The organism is Sphingobacterium sp. UBA2610 (assembly GCF_002339225.1).
In the GTDB taxonomy this organism is placed as follows: Bacteria; Bacteroidota; Bacteroidia; order Sphingobacteriales; family Sphingobacteriaceae; genus Sphingobacterium; species Sphingobacterium multivorum.
The window spans coordinates 284,555-308,609 of record NZ_DDKA01000019.1 but is presented as its reverse complement, the minus strand read 5'-3'; the positions used below and the strand labels follow the sequence as shown (position 1 = coordinate 308,609).

At 40.0% G+C, this 24,055-nt stretch carries 17 protein-coding genes; 9 read left to right on the top strand and 8 right to left on the bottom strand.

Features of this window, described 5'->3' with window-relative positions; genetic code table 11:
- Window positions 1-3: 3 nt before the first annotated feature.
- The 4 genes from mfd to B4Z47_RS13940 all read right to left on the bottom strand — a co-directional run bounded on the left by mfd (window position 4) and on the right by B4Z47_RS13940 (window position 6,722).
- Window positions 4-3,339, bottom strand: coding sequence for a transcription-repair coupling factor (gene mfd / locus B4Z47_RS13955; RefSeq protein ID WP_115046397.1), 3,336 nt, complete (start codon window positions 3,337-3,339; stop codon window positions 4-6).
- A 292-nt stretch (window positions 3,340-3,631) separates the two neighbouring features.
- Window positions 3,632-4,216 carry a hypothetical protein gene (locus B4Z47_RS13950; RefSeq protein WP_070561391.1) on the bottom strand — a complete coding sequence of 195 codons (585 nt, stop codon included), beginning with the start codon at window positions 4,214-4,216 and terminating at the stop codon, window positions 3,632-3,634.
- 137 nt (window positions 4,217-4,353) lie between these two features.
- Window positions 4,354-5,646 carry an HAD-IB family phosphatase gene (locus B4Z47_RS13945; RefSeq protein WP_115046399.1) on the bottom strand — a complete coding sequence of 431 codons (1,293 nt, stop codon included), beginning with the start codon at window positions 5,644-5,646 and terminating at the stop codon, window positions 4,354-4,356.
- A 104-nt stretch (window positions 5,647-5,750) separates the two neighbouring features.
- The gene (locus tag B4Z47_RS13940) at window positions 5,751-6,722 is read right to left on the bottom strand and encodes an NAD-dependent epimerase/dehydratase family protein (RefSeq protein ID WP_070561387.1); all 972 of its coding nucleotides are present in this window, start codon (window positions 6,720-6,722) and stop codon (window positions 5,751-5,753) included.
- 191 nt (window positions 6,723-6,913) lie between these two features.
- Here B4Z47_RS13940 and B4Z47_RS13935 point away from each other — a divergent pair, with 191 nt between their 5' ends.
- Window positions 6,914-8,101, top strand: coding sequence for a formimidoylglutamase (locus B4Z47_RS13935; protein WP_115046401.1), 1,188 nt, complete (start codon window positions 6,914-6,916; stop codon window positions 8,099-8,101).
- 222 nt (window positions 8,102-8,323) lie between these two features.
- Window positions 8,324-9,646 (top strand): DNA recombination protein RmuC, encoded by a 1,323-nt coding sequence (gene rmuC, locus B4Z47_RS13930; RefSeq protein WP_046672705.1) that lies wholly within the window; start codon window positions 8,324-8,326, stop codon window positions 9,644-9,646.
- Between the two features lie 106 nt (window positions 9,647-9,752).
- Here the strand turns inward: rmuC and B4Z47_RS13925 are convergent, their stop codons facing one another.
- Window positions 9,753-10,829 carry a DUF4407 domain-containing protein gene (locus tag B4Z47_RS13925; protein ID WP_070561383.1) on the bottom strand — a complete coding sequence of 359 codons (1,077 nt, stop codon included), beginning with the start codon at window positions 10,827-10,829 and terminating at the stop codon, window positions 9,753-9,755.
- 170 nt (window positions 10,830-10,999) lie between these two features.
- Between B4Z47_RS13925 and B4Z47_RS13920 the strand changes: the two genes are divergently transcribed.
- Window positions 11,000-13,111, top strand: coding sequence for a M3 family metallopeptidase (locus tag B4Z47_RS13920; protein WP_115046403.1), 2,112 nt, complete (start codon window positions 11,000-11,002; stop codon window positions 13,109-13,111).
- A gap of 127 nt (window positions 13,112-13,238) precedes the next feature.
- Window positions 13,239-13,559, top strand: a complete 321-nt coding sequence (locus B4Z47_RS13915) for a hypothetical protein (RefSeq protein ID WP_070561379.1) — start codon at window positions 13,239-13,241, stop codon at window positions 13,557-13,559.
- A gap of 140 nt (window positions 13,560-13,699) precedes the next feature.
- Here B4Z47_RS13915 and B4Z47_RS13910 read toward each other — a convergent pair whose 3' ends face one another.
- Window positions 13,700-15,085: a nucleotide sugar dehydrogenase gene (locus tag B4Z47_RS13910; RefSeq protein ID WP_115046404.1), complete on the bottom strand. Its 1,386-nt coding sequence runs from the start codon at window positions 15,083-15,085 to the stop codon at window positions 13,700-13,702.
- 226 nt (window positions 15,086-15,311) lie between these two features.
- Between B4Z47_RS13910 and dnaG the strand changes: the two genes are divergently transcribed.
- The 3 genes from dnaG to B4Z47_RS13895 are packed head-to-tail and all read left to right on the top strand — an operon-like array spanning window position 15,312 to window position 18,739.
- The gene (gene dnaG / locus B4Z47_RS13905) at window positions 15,312-17,315 is read left to right on the top strand and encodes a DNA primase (protein WP_115046406.1); all 2,004 of its coding nucleotides are present in this window, start codon (window positions 15,312-15,314) and stop codon (window positions 17,313-17,315) included.
- Window positions 17,316-17,323: 8 nt separating this feature from the next.
- A complete protein-coding gene (locus B4Z47_RS13900) occupies window positions 17,324-17,680 on the top strand; it encodes a YraN family protein (RefSeq protein WP_046672699.1) in 357 nt (118 codons plus the stop codon).
- Window positions 17,681-17,710: 30 nt separating this feature from the next.
- Window positions 17,711-18,739: a glutaminyl-peptide cyclotransferase gene (locus B4Z47_RS13895; RefSeq protein WP_046672698.1), complete on the top strand. Its 1,029-nt coding sequence runs from the start codon at window positions 17,711-17,713 to the stop codon at window positions 18,737-18,739.
- Window positions 18,740-19,287: 548 nt separating this feature from the next.
- Here B4Z47_RS13895 and B4Z47_RS13890 read toward each other — a convergent pair.
- Window positions 19,288-20,310 (bottom strand): Kelch repeat-containing protein, encoded by a 1,023-nt coding sequence (locus B4Z47_RS13890; RefSeq protein ID WP_046672697.1) that lies wholly within the window; start codon window positions 20,308-20,310, stop codon window positions 19,288-19,290.
- A 3-nt stretch (window positions 20,311-20,313) separates the two neighbouring features.
- Entirely contained in the window at window positions 20,314-21,690 is a 1,377-nt protein-coding gene (locus tag B4Z47_RS13885) for a DUF4270 family protein (RefSeq protein ID WP_070561369.1), read from the bottom strand.
- 119 nt (window positions 21,691-21,809) lie between these two features.
- On the opposite strand from B4Z47_RS13885, the gene B4Z47_RS13880 reads away from it, so the two are divergent.
- Window positions 21,810-23,246 (top strand): sensor histidine kinase, encoded by a 1,437-nt coding sequence (locus tag B4Z47_RS13880; protein WP_112375066.1) that lies wholly within the window; start codon window positions 21,810-21,812, stop codon window positions 23,244-23,246.
- 121 nt (window positions 23,247-23,367) lie between these two features.
- On the top strand, window positions 23,368-24,042 hold the full coding sequence (locus B4Z47_RS13875; RefSeq protein WP_070561365.1) for a response regulator transcription factor: 675 nt from the start codon (window positions 23,368-23,370) through the stop codon (window positions 24,040-24,042).
- The last annotated feature ends 13 nt before the right edge of the window (window positions 24,043-24,055 follow it).

Sequence of the window (24,055 nt, the reverse complement as noted above, 5' to 3'; positions counted from 1 at the left end):
ATCTTACAACATTTCTTTCAGCAGGCTCAACGCATACCCAATGGTATTCACATTATTTAACGCTAAACGAAGCTGGCCTTTGACTTCTTTGAGGTTGCTGATCTCGGGATGGCTTTGTACAAAGGACAGCACACGGCCGAATTGATCTGATTCAAAGTAGCTGGATTTGGGGTTATTGACAAAATAACCTTTCAATGTATGCTTTTTATACGCTATTTTTTCAAACCCGATCGTCTTCCCAAACCACTGTAAACGGAGTGTATTGAATAATTCAAAGACTTCGCGTGGGATAGGGCCAAAGCGATCTTCAAGTTCTTTTTCAAAGGCTGCCAATTGCTGCTCGTTTTCCAATTTGGAGAGTTCAGTATACAGATTATACCGTTCTGTAATATTGGTTACATATTCATCAGGGATCAATACCTCAAGGTCAGTGTCAATCTGCGTAAAGGACACATATTTTCGTTCTTTCTCATCCGCGAATACTGCCGAAAACTCGTCCTCTTTTAGTTCCTGAATAGCTTCGTCTAAGATTTTATGATACATTTCGAAACCGATCTCGGCAATAAAGCCCGATTGCTCGCCTCCCAAGAGATTTCCCGAGCCACGTATATCTAAATCGCGCATGGCAACATTAAATCCAGAGCCCAGTTCCGAAAACTCTTCTATTGCAGAAAGTCGTTTATAGGCTTCCGGTGTTAAGGTCGACAATGGCGGACTCAGTAGATAACAAAAAGCTTTCTTATTGGAGCGGCCCACCCGACCTCGCATTTGGTGCAGGTCGCTCAGTCCAAACATATGGGCGTGATTGATAATGATCGTATTCGCATTTGGGATATCAAGACCCGCTTCAATAATCGTTGTTGCAATTAAGACATCAAAATCGTGATTGATAAACTTGAGCATCACATCCTCAAGTTCATCCCCTTCAAGTTGGCCATGTGCCACACCGACCCGTGCTCCGGGAACCAGCTTGCGAATCAAATTGCCCAGCTGCGGTAGATCTGCAACACGATTGTGGATAAAGAATACCTGCCCGCCACGATCAAGTTCGTAACTGACGGCCTCTCCGATTAGTGTTTCATTGAAAACATGGAGTTCGGTCTGTACGGGCTGCCGGTTGGGTGGTGGAGTCGAGATGATACTTAGATCGCGGGCCCCCATCAATGAAAAGTGCAATGTTCTTGGAATTGGCGTTGCTGTCAATGTTAGCGAGTCTACATTCGCACGCATGACTTTCAATTTTTCCTTGACCGAGACCCCAAACTTTTGTTCCTCATCGATAATCATCAGGCCGAGATCTTTGAATTTGACATCTTTGCTAACAAGGCGGTGTGTACCAATGATAATGTCTATTTTTCCTTCAGCGAGCCTGGCTAAGGTATCTTTGATCTGTTTGCTCGTCTTGAAACGGTTGATATAGTCGATCGTGCATGGAAGACCCTTTAGACGCTCCGAAAATGTCCGGTAGTGCTGTAATGCCAGGATAGTCGTCGGTACCAGGACAGCAACTTGTTTACTGTCTGCTACAGCTTTGAAGGCTGCACGGATGGCAACCTCCGTTTTTCCGAAGCCTACATCCCCACAGATCAATCGGTCCATCGGATGTGGCGATTCCATATCTTTTTTCACATCGGCAGTAGCCTTTTCCTGATCGGGTGTATCTTCATAAATAAAGGAGGCCTCCAGCTCATTCTGTAGGTAGCTATCCGGTGAGAACGCATTTCCATGCTGTGCCTTTCGTTTGGCATAAAGCATGATCAAGTCGCGCGCAATATCCTTGACTTTTTTCTTGGTCGTCTTCTTGAGTTTGTCCCAGGCGTCGGTACCCAATTTATTCATTTTGGGAACAGTTCCCTCCTTACCGGAATATTTGGAAATACGGTTTAAAGAGTTGATGTTCACATACAAAAGATCATTGTCCGCATAGATCAAGCGGATCATTTCCTGAGACTTACCGTTGACATCTACTTTCTCCAAACCTCCGTAGCGGCCGACACCATGGTCAATGTGTGTAATGAAATCGCCCGGTTTAAGATCTCGTAGATCTTTGAGCGTAATTGCCTGTGAGCGCTCGTAAGCCTTCTTACGTTTATATTTATAATAACGGTCAAATATCTGGTGATCCGTGTAACAGGCTAACTTTAAACTGTCGTCTCTAAAACCTTCGCGTAACGCTTTATGAATCGGAATGAAGGTGGCTGATTTATCGAGATCTTCCAGAATCGTATAGATGCGTTCGACCTGTTTGGTCGAATCTGAAAAGATCAGATTCTGAATCCGCTGGCTCTCATTCTCTTTGAAATTATGGATTAAGAGATTAAAATCTTTATTGAATGAAGGTTGGGGATGTATATCGAACTTGAACGTGGCTTCAGCTTTATAAAAGAACTGTTTGCCGAATTCGATAATGGGAAACTCAAAAAATAACGCATTGAGGTTTTTCTCGTCTGTAAATTCATAGGCTGGATTATGCCATTCCGGATTATCCTTTTTCTGCTTATCGGTTAACCCCGCCCATAATTTTTCCGCTTTCTTTAACCCATCTTTCACAATATCTAACGTAAATTGAGCGTCTTTGATCCAGATTGTAGCGTCCTGATCTACATATTCCAATAAAGAAATGTGTTGGGATGTCAGGAACTTCGCTTGAACATTTGGTACAATGGTTACTTTGTGGATTTTTTTGACAGACAGCTGCGATTCAATGTCAAATGTACGTATGCTTTCGATGTCGTCGCCAAAGAATTCAATACGGTATGGGAGGTCATTCGAAAAAGAAAAGATATCTACAATGCCACCGCGTATCGCAAATTGTCCTGGTTCATACACAAAGTCGACACGTTCGAAATCATATTCGATCAAAAATTCGTTGATGAAATCAATACTTAGCGCCGTGTTTTCTGTTATTTCTAAGGTGTTTTTATCCAGGTCGTTGCGGTTGATCACTTTCTCCGCGATAGCCTCTGGATAAGTAACAACCATTTTCGGTAATTCCGACGTATGATTGAGCGAACTTAATGTCTCCGCACGTTGCAATACATTGGCGGAGTCCGTTTGCGTAAAATCAAATGCTTTGCGGTAAGACGAAGGGAAAAAAAGAACCTGCTTATCCAACAGGCTTTCCAGGTCACTTAAAAAATAAGAAGCGTCTTCATGAGTCGGTAAGATAAAGACCATTGGACGTTCCTGTAAGTTGTAAGAAGATACGGCTATGAATGCATCCGAAGAACCAATAAGCCCTTTCAACTGAATCTTGGGGTTTTTGGATTGTAAAGCCTTGGTAAGCGACTGAACAGTTTCGCTTTGGCTGTATTTTTCTAATATTTCTTGAATTCCCACGAGCAAAAATTTCGAATAAGTGCGAATTTAACGAAATAGTATCAAGTATCGGGTATGAAGTACTAAATTTTTTGGTAAAAAAATAGCTGACTTGCTCGTTAAGAAGGAGATGACTTTGTGAAGCTCAAAAGCTATAATAGATGAATCTGTGCAGGGGCTTATTTCGCGAGGTAAAAAGTATAGGCAAAAACGAGCAACACCAATAAGGTGGCCAGGTAAATTAATTTATATTGCTCATAAGCTGTAACATGAAAGGATCCAATTTTAACGCGATTTTTGCTGTTTCTCATAACTAATTTAGGTCGAGGTCAATCTTCTGTTCACTAATATAGCTTTTAAGTGTTGTATTACCAAAAGCATCCAGTGTATTTTGAAAATCTTCCCGATAGTCAAATTGAAAGTCTTCATGAAGTTTACTGTATTTGCCCACCGCATGCTTGATACGCCCTGTTATATATTTATGTAATTTATGGGCAGCAGACTGATAGGAGGAGGCGAAAAGCCTGTCGTAATCAGCGATGGCTCTCTTTAGGATATAGCATCTGAATTCTACTTCACTGATTTTATCCTTCGTGACTTTTTCGTGCTCATTCACTAAACCGCTTGCTTGTTTGATAAGCTTGCTAAGCGCAATAAAATTACTGTGTTGTGGCGTATTACCAATTTGACTCAAACCACTATCGAACAATTGTTGCAGCTGCTTTCGTAGTTTTTCAATACGTTCCTCTAAATCCTCCGCATTCTCCAATAATTGGAAATGCAATTGCTTGATCAGCATTTTGTCCTTGCTTATCAGGCGTACGAGGAGTTTGTCTTTTTCCTTTTGGGGTAGGTCAAGGACAGCTTTCTTTAGTTCGGCATCTTGATGTAAGGACATAATCTGTTTGTTTTAGTGTAAAGAGAGTTATTGAGCGAAAATTCAGGCACACCGTAGGTATGCCTGAATAAATTTCTCGTTTCATCAGCCGGAATTTATGTACGCAATAGCTGCCCCATATTTACCGCCGCATGCTATTAATACAATATTCTGAACTTAATTGTATTGTCGATCTGTTTGAGTTGTTTCAATAGATCTTTATCATATTCACCTTGTATATCGGTTACCGCATAGCCAATGTCGTTTTTGGTCATTAGAAATTGGGCAACGATATTGATGTTATTTTGGGCATAGACCTTATTAATCTGAGCCATAATTCCGGGAACGTTTTGGTGGATATGCAGCAATCTTGTGACCTGTTTTACTTTTGGTAAAATCAGATTTGGGAAGTTGCGACTTAAATAAGTATCACCATTGTTGATAAAATCGGCCATCCGACGCGGAATAAACTCTGAATTTTTCTTTTTATTTTTCTTGTCGTCGAAAACGACAATACCTTTTGCATTGCAGATATCCTTATTGATATGTCCTTTGATATCGCCCAAATATCCGATTGTTTTTAATTTGTCGGCCTGCTGAAGCTGTTCATCACTGATGTCTATATTGTCGCCCAAGAGCAGCATCCCTACATCCTTTACATACTTTTCTTCGAATGTATCTTTTGTGCGGATAGAAAAACCGTCTCTTTTTAAGATATGAGCCGCTATTTCTGGTACATCTCCCACGATCAAACAAAGGATACGATTTTTAGGATAGGAGATGGCACGGGGCAGATCATTTACATATAAGAACTCATCAAAACTAGGTGTGATGAAGTCTGCTTTCTCAGTGACACTTTTGCGTTGGATATTCTCTGTAAATGCAAAGAATTTTTCAATTAATCCCGATTCTTTCAGTTGAAAATCTGAATAACCGTCACCAATGCCAAATAGTCTTCCTTCAATATTCAATTGTTTTAATAATTGCACTTTTCCACCTTCATTTGATAGAGGATTCTCTTCATCAAAACCGATGATATTACCTTCTTCATCAAATCTGAATGTATTGGCATAGATATTTTCAGTCTTGATATGATAGGGTGTAACGACAGGTGTAATAAACTCCTTAAAACCTCCTGAAACGATCCATGCGGTGTCGGCGTGTTTCTTGAAAAATTCACGATTTCGAGAAAAAGAAGTCGAAACCTTTTTCTTAAGATGTGAAACAAGTTTATCGAGATGAGATTTATTGGCATTGAGGAGTTTTACGCGACCAGCCAAAGCCTCTCGGAAAGAGAGTTTACCCTCCATGGCAAGATTGGTGTACCGCTCAATTTCTTGATAGATAGATTCGCGATCCGGATGGTTCTCAAGAGAGATCCGTGCAAGTTCGTCAAGTGCTTCTACTTGTGTAAATGTACTATCAAAATCAATGATGTAATAGTTTTTCATCTTGTTATTTTTTTATGAAACGATCGTGAGAGTGCTGAATGCTAATCTCCGATATCGGTAGGTGCCGATGGTTTCAAGGTTCGGTTGTTTGTTATGTTATCGTTTTATTGTTTGTTATATAAATCTGCAATTTCCTTCAGCGTTTGTTCCAAAGGCCGATAACTGTGGTTTAGGAGCCCCTGGATTTTAGCGTTGGAATACTGCAATTTGGCACTTGAAGCCGCCGCAGTTTCTTTTGTCAATGTTGAATCCGATTTTTTAAATACGGAAAGCATGCTGGAAACAGTAGAGGCAATTTGGAGTAAGGTCTCGGAAACTTCGATTGTCGGTTCTGGCTTGTTCATTAATACACTTGCAACGCTCAACAGATCCTTGTTGCTTATATTGAGATGATTAATGATATAGCGTTCAGCAGTAATATCGTCTCGCTCCATCAATTGAATCATGATCGCGGCAACATCCTCTACATCAACAACACCAACACTTCCTTTTGGGTAAAATCGTAGCCCTTTATTGATCATTGAAAAAATAGCTCCAGAGCCTTTGTCGTTGGCCGAAGCACCTAAAATTACGGCGGGGTTGACAATAACTGCATTTAGACCCTCGGTAATGCCACGCCATACCTCCATCTCCGCCTGATACTTTGATAACGAATAGTTGGATGTTAGTGCATTGTGCTCCCAGTGGTCTTTCTCGGATACCGGCAGGTTGTCTCTATTTGTCCCTAAAGCTGCGATTGAGCTGACATGGAGTAAGCGAATGCCCTTTTCAAGGCAAAGATTGACCACATTTGTCGTTCCTTCCACATTCACTTTAAAAAGCGCTTTAGCATCTTTCTTTTGGTAGGAAACCAATGCTGCACAATGGAACACTTTAGTAACGCCTTCAAGAGCATCTTCTAATTCAAAATAATTGTTGATATCAGCGTCGATCCATTGCACCAACGAAGAAGATAACAACGAGGCCGGAATAGTCGATTGAGCTCTTTTGATGGCTATGACGTCAATTCCTTGGTCTATCAACTGTCTGATTAGTGTAGACCCTAAAAAACCTGTTCCTCCAGTTATTAATATCACTTGATAAAGATACTGTTAAAAATAATGTTTTCAAAAGTTAGTTAATAAATGGATATTTGTGTGAATTGCATCCTGAAAAAACCTTCATGCTTTCGCGTGTATCAAATACCATGAAAGCCAAGGTAGATTCTTTCAGTCCAATTAAAACAGTCGCTTTCAGAACAAATAGGAGATTTTACAAATTATAGCTTATGTCATCACTGTCCGTATTCTTTAGCCCGATTTCAATTACAGGTTTTGCTCCTGAGCATGGGTTCTTGAGTTCTCAACTAGGAAACGTTATTCAAGCCTATGAAACAGATTTTCCGAGCTGGGAAACGGATAAACAGCCTCAGTTGGCTATTGTCGGTGTGGAGGAAGATCGTGCATCCATCAATAATAATGGAACGGATAAAGCGCCGGATGCTGTTCGAAAACATCTTTATGCACTATATCAGGGCGATTATACGATGAATATCGTTGATTTGGGAAATATCAAAGCAGGTAATACGATTCAAGATACCTATATCGCTTTAAAATCTGTCGTGGAGGAACTGGTCAAAGAGAATATTCTTCCGATTATCATTGGCGGTGGACAGGACCTTACCTATGCACAATATTTGGGGTATCAAAATTTAGAACGAAAGATCGAGCTAGCGATTATAGATGCTCGGTTTGACCTTGATGAGGAGAACGCCGAAAATGTAAGCCTGAATTCCCGATCTTATGTGAACCATATTATTTTGCATCAGCCTGACTATTTATTCAATTTAAATGCCATAGCTTATCAAACTTACCTCGTCAGTAAAGAGTCTATCCATATGTATGATAAACTATTTTTTAATGCAACACGAGTCGGTATGATTGCGGGTAAAATGGGCCAATCAGAGCCTTTGATCCGAGCAGCGGATTTGATTAGTTTTGACATAGGAGCCATTCGGGCCTCTGAGGCGCCTGGAAATGCCAATGCAATGCCAAATGGTTTATTTGGCGATGAAGCTTGTCAACTTGCCCGCTATGCGGGGATGTCGGATAAATGTTCTTCCATCGGTTTTTATGAATTCAATCCAACATTTGATCCAATGGAACAGACGGCTATGTTGGTCTCGCAAATGATTTGGTGCTTTATTGATGGTTATTATAATCGGAAACAAGATACGCCGTTGTATCCCAAATCATCTTATATCATTTATCGCACCACACTGGAAAACGAGGAGCATGAATTGGTCTTTGTGAAAAGTAAAAAATCAGACCGCTGGTGGATTCAAGTGCCTTATTTTGGATCTAAATCAGTCAACGAACGCTATTACCTCGTGCCTTGCCGTTATGAAGACTATCAATTGGCTGTCTCAGGTGAAATGCCCGATCTATGGTGGAAAACACACCAAAAATTGCAATAAAGCTTCGTTGAACGGTACATTGCTCTGATTCTGCTTCGATGGCGAAGCGGATGATGCACCTTGTAAATTGACAACAGCTTGCCAACTGACTACAGACTTTTTATAAGTGTTTTTAGTCGTGCAGATCCATTAAGTTTGAGATGTTATAGGTTTAATTAAATGCAATGATGGTTAAACAGACCTGCTCAGGTAAGCATACACCATCTTCAGAAAATACAAATCATGGAAATATTTTTCTTTGCGGGAATCGTATTGTTATTGGTCATTTTGATCGTATTGGTATTAAAAAAGAATACCGATTCCAGTGCTGGTCCTGCATACAATAAAGAGGTTGAAACACTAAAAATTGAGCTTGCCAGATCGCAACAGCGGGAACAAAGTTTGCTGGAAGAACGCCTTATGCTAAAAAATGAATTGGATAAGGAACGGGAGAATCTTCTGGTCGCAGAGCGGTCTTTAGAAAGTACACGTTCATTTTATGAGGCGCAGCTCGATAAATTTCAGGAACAGAAGAATGAAATCGCCGAGATTAAACGGCAGTTCAACAATGAGTTTCAGGTTATTGCCAATAAAATATTGGAAGAGAAGACACAAAAGTTTACAGAGACCAATCATCGTTCCCTGGGGTTGATTTTGGACCCATTGAAGGAAAAAATCAAATTGTTTGAAGAGAAAGTCGATAAAAATTACAATCAGGAGGCAGCGGAAAGAAATTCTTTAAAGGGAGTTGTCCTTCAGCTGGTCGAACAGAGTCTTAAAATTAAAGACGAAGCCAATAGCCTAACCAAGGCATTAAAAGGGGATACCAAAAAGCAAGGCAATTGGGGCGAGGTAATTTTAGAGCGGGTCCTGGAGCGTTCTGGACTGATGCGCGATCGCGAATTTAGATTACAGGTGTCTCTTATGGATGCCGAAGGAAGAAGAATGCAGCCCGACGCGATTATCGACCTTCCTGAAGATAAACACCTGATTGTGGATTCAAAAGTTTCGCTGATTGCGTACGAACGTTGGGTCAACGCCGACACGGATGAGGATCGTGCAATTTTCGCAAAACAACACGTACAGTCTGTGGAAAATCACGTGAAAGAACTTTCCGCAAAAAACTACCACGAGTTGTATGGTATAGAATCGCCAGAATTTGTATTGCTATTTATGCCTATAGAATCGGCTTTGAGTATGTCTGTGGCGCAAAAACCGGATTTGTTTAGTGAGGCTTGGGATCGAAAAGTCGTTATTGTAAGTCCTTCTACATTATTGGCAACCCTGCGTACCATAGCAAGTATCTGGAAACAGGAACGTCAGACCAGGAATGTAATTGAAATAGCAAAGGAAGCCGGGAGCCTTTACGATAAATTTGTGAGCTTTCTGAACGATATGGAGCAGGTGCAGAATCAGTTGGAGCGCGCATTAAAAAGCCATGAAGATGCAACTAAAAAACTTTCTACAGGAGCTGGGAATGTGATTGGAAAAGTAGAGAAATTAAAACGTTTAGGAGCTAAAGCAAATAAACAGATCGATTCCAAATTTTTAGATGAGGAAGATTAACGATGAGGAAGATTAACAAAAACGGACTTGCCGAAAGGTAAGCCCGTTTATAATTTTTAGCTTCGAAATGCAAAACCTACTTTGCTAACTTCTGCTAGCGGTTCTACTAAAGCTCTTTCATGCGCTTATTGATGGAAACATCAACATACGTATCCTTTAAACGGTCTACGGCTTCTTTTTGAACAGTGACATTGGTGTCTGATTCATAATCATGAATAGTCCTTTGATTTTGGATTTCATTATCATAAGGATCCTTTCCTGCCAAAAGTTTGACGATTACCGGAAGACATTCGAGGAAGACAAAAAGCAACGCAATAAAAAATACAGCATTTGCATTGGACTCGTTAACCTTTCCATTGGCATCGTACCTTAGATTGCCCAGCGCAGAGTTGCGGTCTGCAAAACCAGCGACATTGACGGCGCTGTCCAAAGAAGCGTTGGATAAAACTTTTTGGTCCAATATCCCTTCAAATTTCTGTTTCTGGCGTATAGCGTTTTGCTGGGTCGTTATCTTGTTCCGTAAAGTGTCCAAATAGCCCTCTTTTTTCTTCAGCTCTTCTTCTTTCATTTTGGCATAAGGGCCATACCCCATGACACCGGACGTTTCAGTTGTTTTGTTACCGAATATCTCGTAGTTCAATTTTGTACGGTCATTTTTAATGCTGGATTCCAATGAGTCACGTTCTGTCGTGGTTGCTTTCAAAAGTGCAACTTCATTGGCATATTTCTTATTGAAAGTACTGTTGAGCGTGTCAATTTTAGCGCGTTGGTCGGCAAGAAACCGTACACGGAGGTTTTCCCGGATCTCTTTATCGAAGATTTTTAACTCCAATGGCCTAGAGATAACCAACCCGATCAAAATAGCCAATAAAATTCGCGGCAGGGCCTGCAGAAGCTGCATAAAGCCACTTTTGGATTTATTAATACTGAGCACAATATAGCGATCCATGTTAAATATCGCTAAACCCCAAATAATACCAAATACAATAGCTAAAAGCCAGTCAAATGTTCCCCCACTAAAGACGAAATACATGGCATAACCACCCGAAAGGCTGGCAAACAATCCCGTAAAAAAAATAGTAGCACCTATGGCTGTGTACTTACTATGTTCTTCCGGATATTTTTCAAGAGTTTCTTGATGTACCCCCGCACATCTCCAAAAGAAACGGTTAATATCGCTCATTAATATATTTTTACTCAAATTGACAGATTATTTTTAACAAGATTTATGAATAAGTTTTTGTTTTACAATAGGATGACTGTTTTCATGCTCCTTTGTAACGCTTCCCCCAGAAGACTCAGCATTTGCCTAATTTTATTATCTTTGAAAAAAATCAGGAATAATCAGATAATATGAAGAAAAGACAACTTTTGCCATTCTTTGCGATAGTGGCAACTGCATTTGTTGGTTGTGAGGAAAAAAAAGTGATGACAGATAATCCTCTTTTATTGGCTTACGAAACCCCATTTAATGTACCACCTTTTGACAAGATCAAAACAGAGCATTTTAGGCCAGCGTTTGATGAAGCAATAAAAATACACAATTTGGAAATTGACACAATAGTCAACAATTCGGATAAAGCAACATTTCAAAATACGATAGTCGCCTTAGAAAATGCGGGTGGATTACTGAATAATGTATCAACTGTATTTTATAATCTCAATAGTGCCAATACGAATGACAGTATTCAGGCAATAGCGAAAGATCTGGCCCCCATCTTATCGAGTCATTCGGATGAAATCTCGATGAATACCAAATTATTTGACCGTATCAAAACAGTTTGGAGCAGCCGAAATACACTTGGACTGGACGAACAGGATAATAAACTGTTAGAAGAAACCTATAAGAGTTTTGTTCGTTCTGGCGCAAATCTAAAGGATGCGGATAAGGAAAAAATGAAAAAAATTAATGCTGAACTTTCAACATTAACAACACAATTCGGACAAAATTTGCTTGCTGAAACCAATGCTTATACATTGGTCGTTGATTCCGCGAGCCAATTGGAAGGCTTGCCGGAATCGTTGAAAACGGCAGCAGCTGAAGAAGCCTTAGCAAAAGGAAAGAAAGACAAATGGGTCTTTACCTTACAGAATCCGTCCATTATGCCCTTTCTTCAGTATGCAAAAAATCGTGAGTTGAGAAAACAGCTTTGGGAAGCCTATCAGTTGCGTGGCAATCAAGATAACACCAACGATAACAAGGCAATCATTCAAAAAATTGTTAATCTCCGTCTTCAAAAAGCAAAATTATTGGGTTATTCTTCACATGCAGCTTATGTACTCGAGGAATCCATGGCGAAGAATCCGACCAATGTCTATGCACTGTTAAATAAACTTTGGACTCCAGCACTTGCTAAAGCGAAAGGCGAGGAGGCTGATATCGCACAGGAAATTAAAGCTGAAGGCGGCAATTTTGCTGTCGCTCCTTACGATTGGAGATATTATACAGAGATTATTCGCAAAAAACGTTATGCATTGAATGAAGACGAAATTAAACCTTATCTGAGTCTTCCGGCAGTTCGTGAAGGAGCATTCGGTGTCGCCAATAAATTATATGGTTTGACATTCGTAGCCTTAAACAATGTCCCAACCTACCATAAAGACGTAGAAGTGTATGAAGTTAAAGACAAAGACGGTTCACATTTAGGTCTCTTATACGCTGATTTTTTCCCGCGCGAATCAAAAAGAGGCGGTGCCTGGATGACTTCTTATCGTAATCAGTCGACAAAAGATGGAAAACGTGTTGCTCCGGTAATTTCCATCGTATGCAATTTCACAAAACCAGTGGGAAAAAATCCTGCCTTGTTGACATTTGATGAAGCAACTACCTTGTTCCATGAGTTTGGACATGCGTTGCATGGTCTTCTTTCCAATGTAAGATACCGCTCAATGGCCGGAACTTCTGTACCACGTGACTTTGTTGAGTTACCTTCACAGGTGATGGAAAATTGGGCAGCAGATCCAGAGGTATTAAAAACATATGCTAAGCATTATAAGACGAAAGAAGCGATGCCAGATTCATTGATTCAGAAAATGGAAAAGGCCGGTACCTTTGATCAAGGATTTGCAACCGTTGAATACCTTTCTGCTGCGTTGTTAGACATGGATTATCATGCTACCACAAAAGAAATTTCAAAAGATATTAATGGCTTTGAAAAAACGGCAATGAAAAAAATAGGTATTATTGATGCTATTATTCCGCGCTATAGAAGTACATATTTTCAACATATTTTCGCAGGTGGGTATTCTGCAGGTTATTATGCTTATATCTGGTCTGAAGTATTGGATTCGGATGCTTTTGCAGCTTTCAAGGAAAAATCATTGTACGATCAAGTGACAGCAGATTCTTTCCGTAAGAATATTCTTGAAAAAGGAGGTACAGATGATCCTGCTAAGATGTACCGTACGTTTAGAGGTGCGGATCCAGATCCAAAATATCTATTGAAAAAGAGAGGTTTGAACTAATACTCACTAATCAAAAAAAGGCGATATAGAAATATATCGCCTTTTTTTTGTTCAGGTACTTGTTATTCTAAAAACTATTCTTACATTTGAATATTATTTATAATGAGTCTAAATAAATAAAGATGCTATGTGTGACACAAAAATTCTAAGCCAAAGAGGAGATACCCATATCAGTGTTTGCCATAAGTGTCAGACCTATTATATCTGGCAACAAAGTTTTGTACTGACATTTACGAAGAAAAAATTCTTCGACTTCTTGAATATTACGAAAAGTAATGGTGATGAACTCTTTTTTAGCACATTTCCAGATGGTGAATTTCGATTGATCATGAAAACACCTTATCCAGATATCGTATTTTCATTTGACGAAGAACAATGGCAGAATTTCAGAGATGCGCTCCAAGAATCTTATTACATGAATGAGTTTTATGGAATGCTGAATAATTAAGATAAAAAGTCCTGTTGCATCGCTTGTGTTTCATCTCTCTTTCCTTATGCGTTGACAACAGGCACAAACAAAACCCTCAGTTATAGCTGCATAAGTGTACGCAACTGTATCCTGAGGGTTCTTTTTTACCTATATATTGATTACTCGCCTATCGCGTAATATTTAAAATCAAGGTCTTCAAGTTCCTTACGGTTCAATAGTTTACGGCCATCGAACACAAATGCAGGCTTTTTCATGTGCTCCTTGATTTTGGCCCAGTCATAGTTCTTAAATTCATCCCATTCAGTCAATACTGCAATTGCATGTGCATCATTGCAAGCCTCATAGGCGGTATTGACCACCTTTACCAAGGCCCTGTTTTCTTCCGAAGATCTGGTGTTCAGATAATCGAGGTCGGCATAGATGCGTTCAGCAGAAACTTTGGGGTCATAGACCGTGATTTCAGCTTGTTCACTCAATAGATAATCAGCCACATAGATCGCCGCAGATTCACGCGTATCATTCGTGTCTTTTTTGAATGCCCAGCCTAAGAAAGCAATCTTTTTGCCCGATACAGTATTATACAATGTTTGGTTAATGTTGTCCGCAAATCGCTGTTTTTGATAATCATTCATCAAAATCACCTGTTCCCAATACTCGGCAACCTCTGTGAGACCGTAACTCCGTGCGATATAAACTAAATTGAGGATATCTTTTTGAAAACAAGAGCCTCCAAAACCTACAGAAGCTTTCAGAAATTTGGATCCAATTCTGGAATCCATACCGATTGCCTTGGAGACTTCATCGACGTTCGCGCCTGTTTTCTCGCATAGTGCCGAGATGGAATTAATGGAGGAGACGCGTTGTGCTAAAAAGGCATTTGCGGTTAGTTTTGACAGTTCAGACGACCAAAGGTTTGTTGTGAGAATCTTGTCGCGACTTACCCAATGTGCATAGATATCGACCAATGCAGCAATAGCTTCATCATTCTCTCCACCTATAAGCACGCGGTCCGGATTGATTAAATCCTGTATCGCTGTTCCTTCAGCCAAAAATTCAGGGTTGGAAAGAATATGGAAATTAACACCATTACCCGTGTTATCCAGGATACTTTTTAAAGCTGCCGCTGTGCGAACGGGTAAAGTCGATTTTTCAACGACAATTTTGTCGTTTTTGGCAACCGCTGCGATCTGCCGTGCACAAAGTTCAATATACTTTAAGTCCGCAGCCATCCCCTTGCCTTTTCCGTAATTCTTAGTCGGTGTATTGACCGAAATAAAAATCATGTCGGCCTCGTCGATAGCTTTTTCGATATCGGTTGAGAAAAACAAATTGCGATGACGCGCTTCCGCAACAATCTCTTGTAAACCGGGCTCGTATACAGGAAGATTATCGAGATTTTCATCATTCCAAGCCGCGATACGGGCTGCATTGACGTCGACGATCGTAATCTCAATATGTGGACATTGCTTTGCAACAACTGACATGGTAGGTCCACCAACATAACCAGCACCGATACAGCATATTTTCTTGATTGTTTTGCTCATTTTGATTATCTTAATCAGCTATAAATTGAAGAACAAACTTAGATAAATTGCTTTTGATATGCAATACAAAGCACAGCATATCAAAACAATTTATTTATAGGAGCTGGCTCATCACTTGTTCTGCTTTCTATTTGCATAATTGCCCTTATGCAATGCTATTAAAGAAGCCATTTCGTAGTGGAGATGCAAAAGATTTATTCTAATTTTACATTAAAAAAGAAACGTTTTGATAAAGCAGGAAGTTATTGATAAGGTACTGGAAACAGCACGGATAGAAGAGGTGGTGGGAGACTTCGTTGATTTAAAGAAACGGGGAACTTCTTTGATCGGAAATTGTCCTTTTCACCATGAAAAGACACCTTCCTTCCACGTTTCTGTTTCGAAGGGTATCTATAAGTGTTTTGGTTGTGGTGTCGGTGGGGATTCCCTCAAATTCGTCATGGAACTGGAAAAGTTCTCATACCCCGAAGCCATTCGTTATTTAGCCGATAAATATTCCATTCAAATTGAAGAAGTCGAGCGTTCTCCAGCCCAGCTTGCCGCGCAGGATAAACGGGAAAGTCTATATGTGCTAAGCGCTTGGGCCAGTAAATTCTTCGCCGAGCAACTCTGGAAAACTGAAATGGGGCAGGTGATCGGACTCAACTATTTCAAGGAGCGCGGCTACCGTGAGGATATCATCAAAAAATTTGAATTGGGTTATTCGCCTGAGGAATGGACGGCATTGGTCGATAAAGCACAGGTAGCGGGTTTTCACCCAGATTATTTGGCCGCGAGTGGTTTGGCTATTGAACGCGATGATAAATCTTTATATGATCGTTTCCGTGGCCGGGTCATGTTTCCGATTCATAACCTTACAGGCCGTGTCATTGGCTTTGGTGGCCGGACACTAAAGACCGACAAAAAAGTCGCCAAATATGTAAACTCTCCTGAAAGCGAAATCTACCATAAATCCGATGTACTGTATGGATTGAATTTTGCCAAAAAAGCAATTATGGAAGAGGATAATTGCTACTTGGTAGAGGGGTATGCAGATGTTCTTTCGGTACATCAAGCTGGAGTCGAAAATGTTGTTTCCTCCTCGGGAACTTCGTTGACAACAGGTCAGATCAAGCTTATTTCCAGATTCACCAAAAATGTGACCATACTGTATGATGGGGATGAAGCGGGGATCAAAGCCTCCCTACGCGGTACAGATATGCTGCTCGAAGAAGGCTTAAACGTGAAGGTGCTGCTTTTTCCCGACGGTAATGATCCCGACTCTTACGTGCAAAAGTTTGGTGCCACGGCTTTTAAAGATTATGTCAAATCCAATCAGCAGGACTTCATTTTCTACAAAACGAATATTCTGCTTCGCGATGCCAATAACGATCCCATAAAAAGGGCCGAGGTTATTCGCGATGTGGTCGAAAGTATTGCATTGATTCCCGATGAAATTAAGGTTTCTGTTTTTATCCGCGAATGTAGCAGCCTTTTGGATATCGAAGAGCGTATTTTGTTGGCTGAACTCAACAAGATTAGGCTCAATAGAGCAAAGAAGGCGGATAAGGATGCTGCTCGTAAAACTCAGAGTCCGCCGCCAAATACAGGGATGCCCCCTTTCGGAATGGACGGGCCACCGCCGGATTTCTTTATGACAGATGATGAAAGGGCGGGATTACCTCCCATAGAGTCTGTAGAACAGCCTGCACAGCTGACTTCGGAAATTCTCCAGGAACGTGAGATCGTCCGAATTTTAATCAACTATGGTGATTATCTGGCAACCTGGGAAGGTGACGGTGATATTCCAGTTGCAGGATTGCTATTGGGAAATATCAGCGACATTGAATTTAAGGATAAAGCTGCGGCTTATATTTTAAACGTCTATAGAGAAGCTGCGGAAAAATACGAAATTCCAGATACGAAACAATTCTATTCAAACTCTGACCCTGCTATAGCAGATTTGGCGATCAATTGCGTTGCCAGTAAATATTCGCTCAGCGAAAATTGGAATGACGATAAGCGTAAAATTTATGTAACGCAAGAATACGAACATCTAAAACAACTTGTCGTTACAGCGATCTATCGGATCAAGAAACGTAAGATTGAAGCTGAAATGCATCATATTCGTGAAGAAATGAAACATGAACAAGATGTGGCCAACCTGGAAGTCCTTATTTTTAAATATCAGAAATTAAAAGAAGCCGAACGCCTATTGGGCGGCTTTCTGGGCAACACTATTGTAAAGTAATCTTTGATATGGCAAAGCATCTTGAAACGGGCGAATGGGGCGAGCAAATGGCCATGGAATACCTCGTCAAGATAGGCTATAAAATAGTGTTAAGAAATTGGCGATTTAAGAATTTAGAAGTAGATTTGATTGTCGTGGACAAGGATACCTTGGTATTTGTTGAAGTAAAAACGCGGTCGGGAACGGATTTCGGCGAACCTTACGAATTTGTGGATCGCAAAAAACAGCGTCTACTGATTCGTGCAGCTCAGGCTTATATTCTTAAAACAGGTTATGTCGGTGAAGTCAGATTTGATGTTGTCGCAATAACAAAATCTCCCAAAACAGCACTCAATCATATCAAAGATGCGTTTTGGGATAGTTGAGGATACGTACTTATAAATAACTATACATAGATGAGAAAAATAACTTATTTTATGGCAATTGCAGCACTAGCTTTTGCTTCTTGTAAGTCAAAAAAATCAAGTTTGGAATTTGCCTCTCCTGGAGCAAATCAAGCTGTTTTAAAAGGTGCTCAGGTCCAATTGAAATTGAAATTTGAATCTGTATCAATGGACTCTGTGGCTTATTTTGTAGATGATAAACATGTAGGGTCATCAACAGATACAACGGCAATTACGGTTGATACCAAAGACATGGCCTATGGTACACGTAATATTTCCGCCCTGGTATACAATGCTGGAAAACCCGATTCTGTTTCAAGTACATTTTATGTTGTACCTGAAAATGCGAAGAACTATGGTTTTGAGGTTGTCAACAAATACCCGCACGATACCACAGCTTTTACACAAGGGCTACAGTTTGCGGATGGTATTCTCTACGAATCCAATGGCCGTTATGGAGAGTCCAACTTGAGAAAGGTCGATCTAAAAACAGGCAAAGTACTACAGGAGATCAAATTTGATGAAAAGACTTTTGCCGAAGGAATGACATTGGTTGGTAATAAGTTATTTATGTTGACTTGGCAACAGGGAGAAGGATATGTCTTTGATAAAAATTCTTTTGTCAAGGAAAGTTCCTTTAAATATGAAAATAGCAAAGAAGGTTGGGGCTTGACCTACGATGGCCAGCATTTGATAAAGTCTGATGGATCCAATAAATTGTTCTTTTTAGATGCAACGACCGGTAAAGAGCTAAATGCTATCGGAGTTTACGATGAAGCTGGACCCGTGGATGAACTTAATGAACTGGAATATATAGACGGCAAAGTCTACGCAAATGTCTATCAAAAGGATGTTATTGTTATTATAAATCCTCAAACAGGAGCGGTAGAAGGACGGATTAATCTTGTTGGTATCTATGAGCATACTTCCGCTTATGACAATGAATTGAATGGAATTGCTTACGATCAAGCTGGAAAACGTCTTTTTATAACAGGGAAGTTATGGAATACATTATTTGAGATCAAGACAGTTGAAAAATAAATGAACTTCAAGTCTTGATCCTTCTTCGTAAGGTCGACAGTATTGCAAGTTTGTGTAAAATTAGAAGGGGGTATCCAAAAGATTGGATACCCCCTTTTTCATGCAATTTTATACGTATTCCGCTGCCACATCATTTTAGAGATTCAATTCTCAACGGGTCTGATTTGGCTTTTTGAGCATTTTCTTTTTTATTGGCCCCATTCTTTTTTGAAGTATGGATGTTATCGTATGAGGCATGCAATTCAATCTTTTGTATAATGATGCCTCAAGGGCTGAGACAGATCGCTTTTAGAAGTGTATGGAGTGAATGAAACATTATGGCGAGCAGATCTCCGGGAGCGTGCCTCTCTAATAAAGAAGAGCAGAGTTTACCCGACATCAATATAGCTGATGGGTGTATGCTATTATTGTTGGCTGATTTCGCTAGAATAGGCAGTTATAAAAGGAAACTAAAAACCCCTTTGAACCAGTAGGAGCAAAATAGTTAAAGCAAAAAAAGGAATGAAGTTTGAAACTCCATTCCTTTTTTTATATTGATTTAATTTCGATTAATAAATCGGAGTAAACATCCAAGTATCGTCAAAACGAGATGAACCGTTAAGTCCAGTCGTGATGTAACCGTTGTTTCCTACAGCGAAACCAACAGCATCTTGGCGTGCTGAACCAGCGAAAGCGCCGTTATCATTTGTCCAGTAGTCACCAGAAATATTATATTTCCATGTACTATTGATTACTGCATTTTTGTAACCACCAACAACGAATGGTGTACCATTGATCGCGAACGCAGAGGCATTTGAACGAGTCAAATCGTACGTATATGAATTATCAGCTCTATTGATATCGTTCAATTTAGTCCATTTGCTACCATCAAATTTATAGAAATCTTTTGGGTAAGAACCGTTAGAAATACCACCACCTACATAGGCTACATTATTGACAACAAAAGAGAAAGCTGCTTTTCTTTTCGCTGAAAAAGGAGCATCACTAATTGCTTGCCAAGTATTAGCAGCAGGATCATATTTGTAAAACTCATTGGTATTTGTTGTTCCACCACTAACTACAGTTTCACCGGTTCCAACATAAGCCGCACCGTTTAAAGTAAAAGCTACTGCATTAGACAAAGCAATAGGAAGTGGAGCAATGCTTGACCAAGCACCTTTTCCGCCGTTAGCTGTAGGGTCAAATTTGTAGAAATCTGTTAGGTTGTTTGTTCCGTCATTTCCACCACCAACATAACCGACATTACCAATGGAAAAGCCGATGGCACCGTTTCTCTCAACACCTGTGAAAGGTGCTTTTTCAGCCCAAGTATCTGATGCTGCGTCATACGCATACGTGTCTTTCACGCGGAATGGTTTACCACCAGCGTTACTTGCTAGACCAGTAGTGACATATGCAACGTTATTTATCAAAAAGCTAGCAGCAGATGAAGTTTGTGGCCCTTTAAAAGCAGCTTTTGCAAACCATTCATCTGATTTGGTTGTGCTGTCGTCACTTTTTTTACAAGAAGAGATAGTTGTAACTGTAAATACAAAAGCTAATAAAACGAGTAGCCAATTTTTCTTGTTCATAAATTATTGAAATTTAGTATAAAGGATGTTTAATTTAATTTTCGGATCATTCTCATTATCTTTTGCCAATATTAACCTGTCTCCAGTTGAAAACAAACTCGATGTCGGTAAAGATAGATATAATGAAGTGTTTTTGTATGCTGTTGTTTTAATTTTTGTCAAATATTCAATCAGATTGAATGTATATTTTCCATTGGAACCAAAATCATCGCCAGGAACTAATGTAGGTGCTTGCACACTTCTAGAATCAGTCGCATAGGGTGTTAATAACATACTAATTGGGTTCCCGTTTGGACTGGCAATCATCAAAATTACATTCTTGGGTTGCGCAAAATTTGTTTTGGCTCCATTTTCTACCTCGATGATCAGTTCCGCTTTATTGATTGCAATGGATGGATTGTTCACCAATTCTAATAACGTTGGAAATTCAATTTTTGCTACAACACCAGTTGAGCCTTCTAAAAATACATTTCCATCAGTTTGTTGACTTGCAAGTTGCGGATTTTTTATGGTCATCGGCGCAAATTTTGTTGCAGAGCGATCTGCTTCAATTTGATTATACTGATAAGCCTTGTTATCAATGGAAAAATATTGTTTGCCAACGGATTTTGTTCCTTCATTATTCAGGAATGAATAATGGACCTGTAAAAATACAGTGTCTTTGAATCCAATAACTGCCGTATTGCTATTGTCAGGGACAAGTGCCAATCCTTTGAAATACTCTTGGAAACTTGTACTATTTTGAATTCGGTTATCATTATTTTTGATCATTGTAAACAACTCATTGCTAATGCTGTTGTTGAATCTAAAAAATAAGGAATCTGCCGATTGTATACGCGGTTTAAAGGAAAGTTGTGCCAGTGGGGTATTTTCATAGGCAAACTTTTGTTTACTGAATATCGCTGCTGAACTTACAAAAACAGGACGTTCATCAACAGGTTTGGTTAAATCAATCTGTGTTTGCGTAATTTCTTCTGTGACACGGTGTACTGCTATCTTTTGTACTTTCGTTGTATCACCGTAAAAATATTTGTTTGGCTTTAATACCAAGGTTACAGAATCCAAGGTAGCATCATCAGGTATAGAAGCATTACTTATCGTTCCTACTCCTAGGCGCATATAAGCTGTAGACTTCATGCTACCCGTAACAGCATTGCTATTCTTTCCTACGAGCATTGTTCCAGTAGCAGAAGTCGGAATATCGTCCAATTGATAAGTCGAAACTTTGGCGGAAACCGTATCAATTGGTACTAAACCGATTGTTTCATCTCTTGAACTATCCAATGAGAGCGAAATGTCTTTATTACAACCAACAAAAGCGGCCAATGTAAAAAGTGGAAGTAAAAGTTGAATACTACGTCTCTTAAAGTCTTTAATCATATTAATTTTTGAATAGTGCAAAAGTAATCAATGCGAACTGTTAATCAGTGTTATATTTTGTTAAATATGGTTAATTACCACAGCGATTGCAAATCTAGTAATTTAAATTTGTTTTAGTTATGGGTAGAAGATTTAAATTACTGATCAGTTTGATCGTTTTAATAGGGGCAGGAATTACTGTAGTGCTAGGCTTTTGGCTTTATGGAAGTTATACCAATCGTCGCGACCTGTTCCTTTCTACCGCAGAGCGTTCACTCTTCAATGCTGTTCAGGAGGCATACCAAGCGCGCAATGGTGATCGGAAGTTAGATGGCCCCGAGGCTGATCGGAATCGCCTCCTCCAAGATGTAAAACGAGAGCTTCTGGGCTTATTGCCAGCTGCTGAACTCGATAAGGCTTTACAACGTGTAAGCGCCGAACGACCTAAAAACGAGCGATTTGATCGCGAGATCCACAGTAGGCGGGAGAAAATGTTTCCCAAAGACCGCGAAGGGCAAGGCGCAATTATCCCGCCCTTTCTGTTCCGGGACTTTGAGATGAACAAAGCTAATCTGGATTTGATCGAAAGGAAGTTTAAAGAATCCCTGAACAATAAGAGCATAGCAGTACCATTTGAAATGGCTATTGTCACGATTCCACACGATCAAATCAAAGATGTACGACGCAAATACCGCGAAGCAAATCTTGCTTGGACGAGACCCATGATGGTTAATCCCATAAAAAATGAATTTCTTGTTATCAAGTTTCAGGAGGATTGGAAGTATTTGCTGTATAGCTTAAGTTGGCAGCTGTTGATCTCACTGCTTTTGATTGGACTGCTGCTTGGGACATTCTTCTATTTGATGAAAACCATTCTCAACCAAAATAAGATGGCCGAGCTGCGTAAGAACTTTGTCGATAACATGACGCATGAACTAAAAACACCGGTTTCCACTGTGATGGCAGCTATAGAAGCGATACAGTTGTATGGTGTGCAGGATGACCGGGAAAAGATGAATCGTTATCTGAATATCTCCAAAAAAGAACTGGAGCATCTGTCCAATATGATTGAAAAAGTGCTTCAGATGGATATTGATGCAACGAGAGGGATTGTGCTGCAGCGTTCTGATTTTGATCTTGTCGCGATGGTGAAAGGAGCCATTGAAGTTGCGCAGCTGAATAAGTCCAAGCAAGTGGACTTTAAGCTCATTGCCGTTCCAAGTGAGATAAGGATCAATGGCGATGAAGCCCACTTAAAAAATGTGATCAATAATTTACTGGAAAACGCGATAAAATATGCTGGACAGCACGTTTATATCGAGGTAGAAGTGAAGGAAATGAAAGAAAATGTCCATATTCGTATTACAGATAATGGTAACGGAATATCCGCAGAATACCATAATCAAATCTTTGATATGTTCTTTCGGGTTCCTTCCGGTAATCTGCACGATGTGAAGGGTTTTGGCTTGGGGCTTGCTTATGTCAAGCAGGTTGTAAAAAGGCACGAGGGCAAGATCACAGTGGACAGTGAGCTGGAAAAAGGGAGTACCTTTAATATCCGATTACCTTACAAATAAAAAGCAATATTTATATTTCAGAAAGAAAATAGGGCCGTTTATCGGACAGTAATTAGGCTGATTTATGCTAAAGATTTCTTAGAAACAAAGCCGAAATATATTTTGATTGAATGACAACGCTATGATTGAAATTTTATATGTAGAAGATGAGCCAAGTCTTGGGATGATCGTTGCCGATAGCCTGGAGGCGAATGGATTTAATGTCACCCATTGTAGCAATGGTCATGAAGCCTTGGAAGCATTTACAGCGGCTCGGCCGGATATTTTGGTCGTAGATGTCATGATGCCCGTGATGGATGGCTTTACATTGGCAACAAAAATACGCGAATCAGACACGCAGATACCCATTATCTTCTTGACGGCCAAAGTGCAGACAGAGGATGTTGTAAAGGGATTTCGTTTGGGCGGAGACGATTACGTCAAAAAACCGTTTAAGATTGAAGAATTGGTTGTGCGGATAGAGTCCCTGTTAAAAAATAGCCCCAAAATGCTGTTCGGCCAAAAGCTGATGATAGGAGACTATAGCCTCGATAGCCTAAAACATCAGTTGACCTATCAAGGTGAGGTGCTTAAGCTGTCTTTCCGTGAAAGTGAGCTGCTGCGGAAGTTATACGAACAAAAAGATAAGGTCATCCCACGCGAGGATATCATGCGAGCCTATTGGAGTCATGATAAATATTTTACGGGACGAAGCTTGGATGTGTTTATCAGCCGGATACGAAAATACCTCAGTCAGGATGACCGCATCAAGATTACCAATGTCAGAGGAGTTGGCTATATGCTTACTGTTGATTGATTGATTGATTGAT

Bases quoted from the DNA above. Each gene is read 5' to 3' on its own strand.
- B4Z47_RS13950 (WP_070561391.1), bottom strand. From the start codon at position 4,216: ATGTCCTTACATCAAGATGCCGAACTAAAGAAAGCTGTCCTTGACCTA.
- B4Z47_RS13945 (WP_115046399.1), bottom strand. From the start codon at position 5,646: ATGAAAAACTATTACATCATTGATTTTGATAGTACATTTACACAAGTA.
- B4Z47_RS13935 (WP_115046401.1), top strand. From the start codon at position 6,914: ATGTCATCACTGTCCGTATTCTTTAGCCCGATTTCAATTACAGGTTTT.
- rmuC (WP_046672705.1), top strand. From the start codon at position 8,324: ATGGAAATATTTTTCTTTGCGGGAATCGTATTGTTATTGGTCATTTTG.
- B4Z47_RS13925 (WP_070561383.1), bottom strand. From the start codon at position 10,829: ATGAGCGATATTAACCGTTTCTTTTGGAGATGTGCGGGGGTACATCAA.
- B4Z47_RS13920 (WP_115046403.1), top strand. From the start codon at position 11,000: ATGAAGAAAAGACAACTTTTGCCATTCTTTGCGATAGTGGCAACTGCA.
- B4Z47_RS13915 (WP_070561379.1), top strand. From the start codon at position 13,239: ATGTGTGACACAAAAATTCTAAGCCAAAGAGGAGATACCCATATCAGT.
- B4Z47_RS13910 (WP_115046404.1), bottom strand. From the start codon at position 15,085: ATGAGCAAAACAATCAAGAAAATATGCTGTATCGGTGCTGGTTATGTT.
- B4Z47_RS13900 (WP_046672699.1), top strand. From the start codon at position 17,324: ATGGCAAAGCATCTTGAAACGGGCGAATGGGGCGAGCAAATGGCCATG.
- B4Z47_RS13895 (WP_046672698.1), top strand. From the start codon at position 17,711: ATGAGAAAAATAACTTATTTTATGGCAATTGCAGCACTAGCTTTTGCT.
- B4Z47_RS13890 (WP_046672697.1), bottom strand. From the start codon at position 20,310: ATGAACAAGAAAAATTGGCTACTCGTTTTATTAGCTTTTGTATTTACA.
- B4Z47_RS13885 (WP_070561369.1), bottom strand. From the start codon at position 21,690: ATGATTAAAGACTTTAAGAGACGTAGTATTCAACTTTTACTTCCACTT.
- B4Z47_RS13880 (WP_112375066.1), top strand. From the start codon at position 21,810: ATGGGTAGAAGATTTAAATTACTGATCAGTTTGATCGTTTTAATAGGG.
- B4Z47_RS13875 (WP_070561365.1), top strand. From the start codon at position 23,368: ATGATTGAAATTTTATATGTAGAAGATGAGCCAAGTCTTGGGATGATC.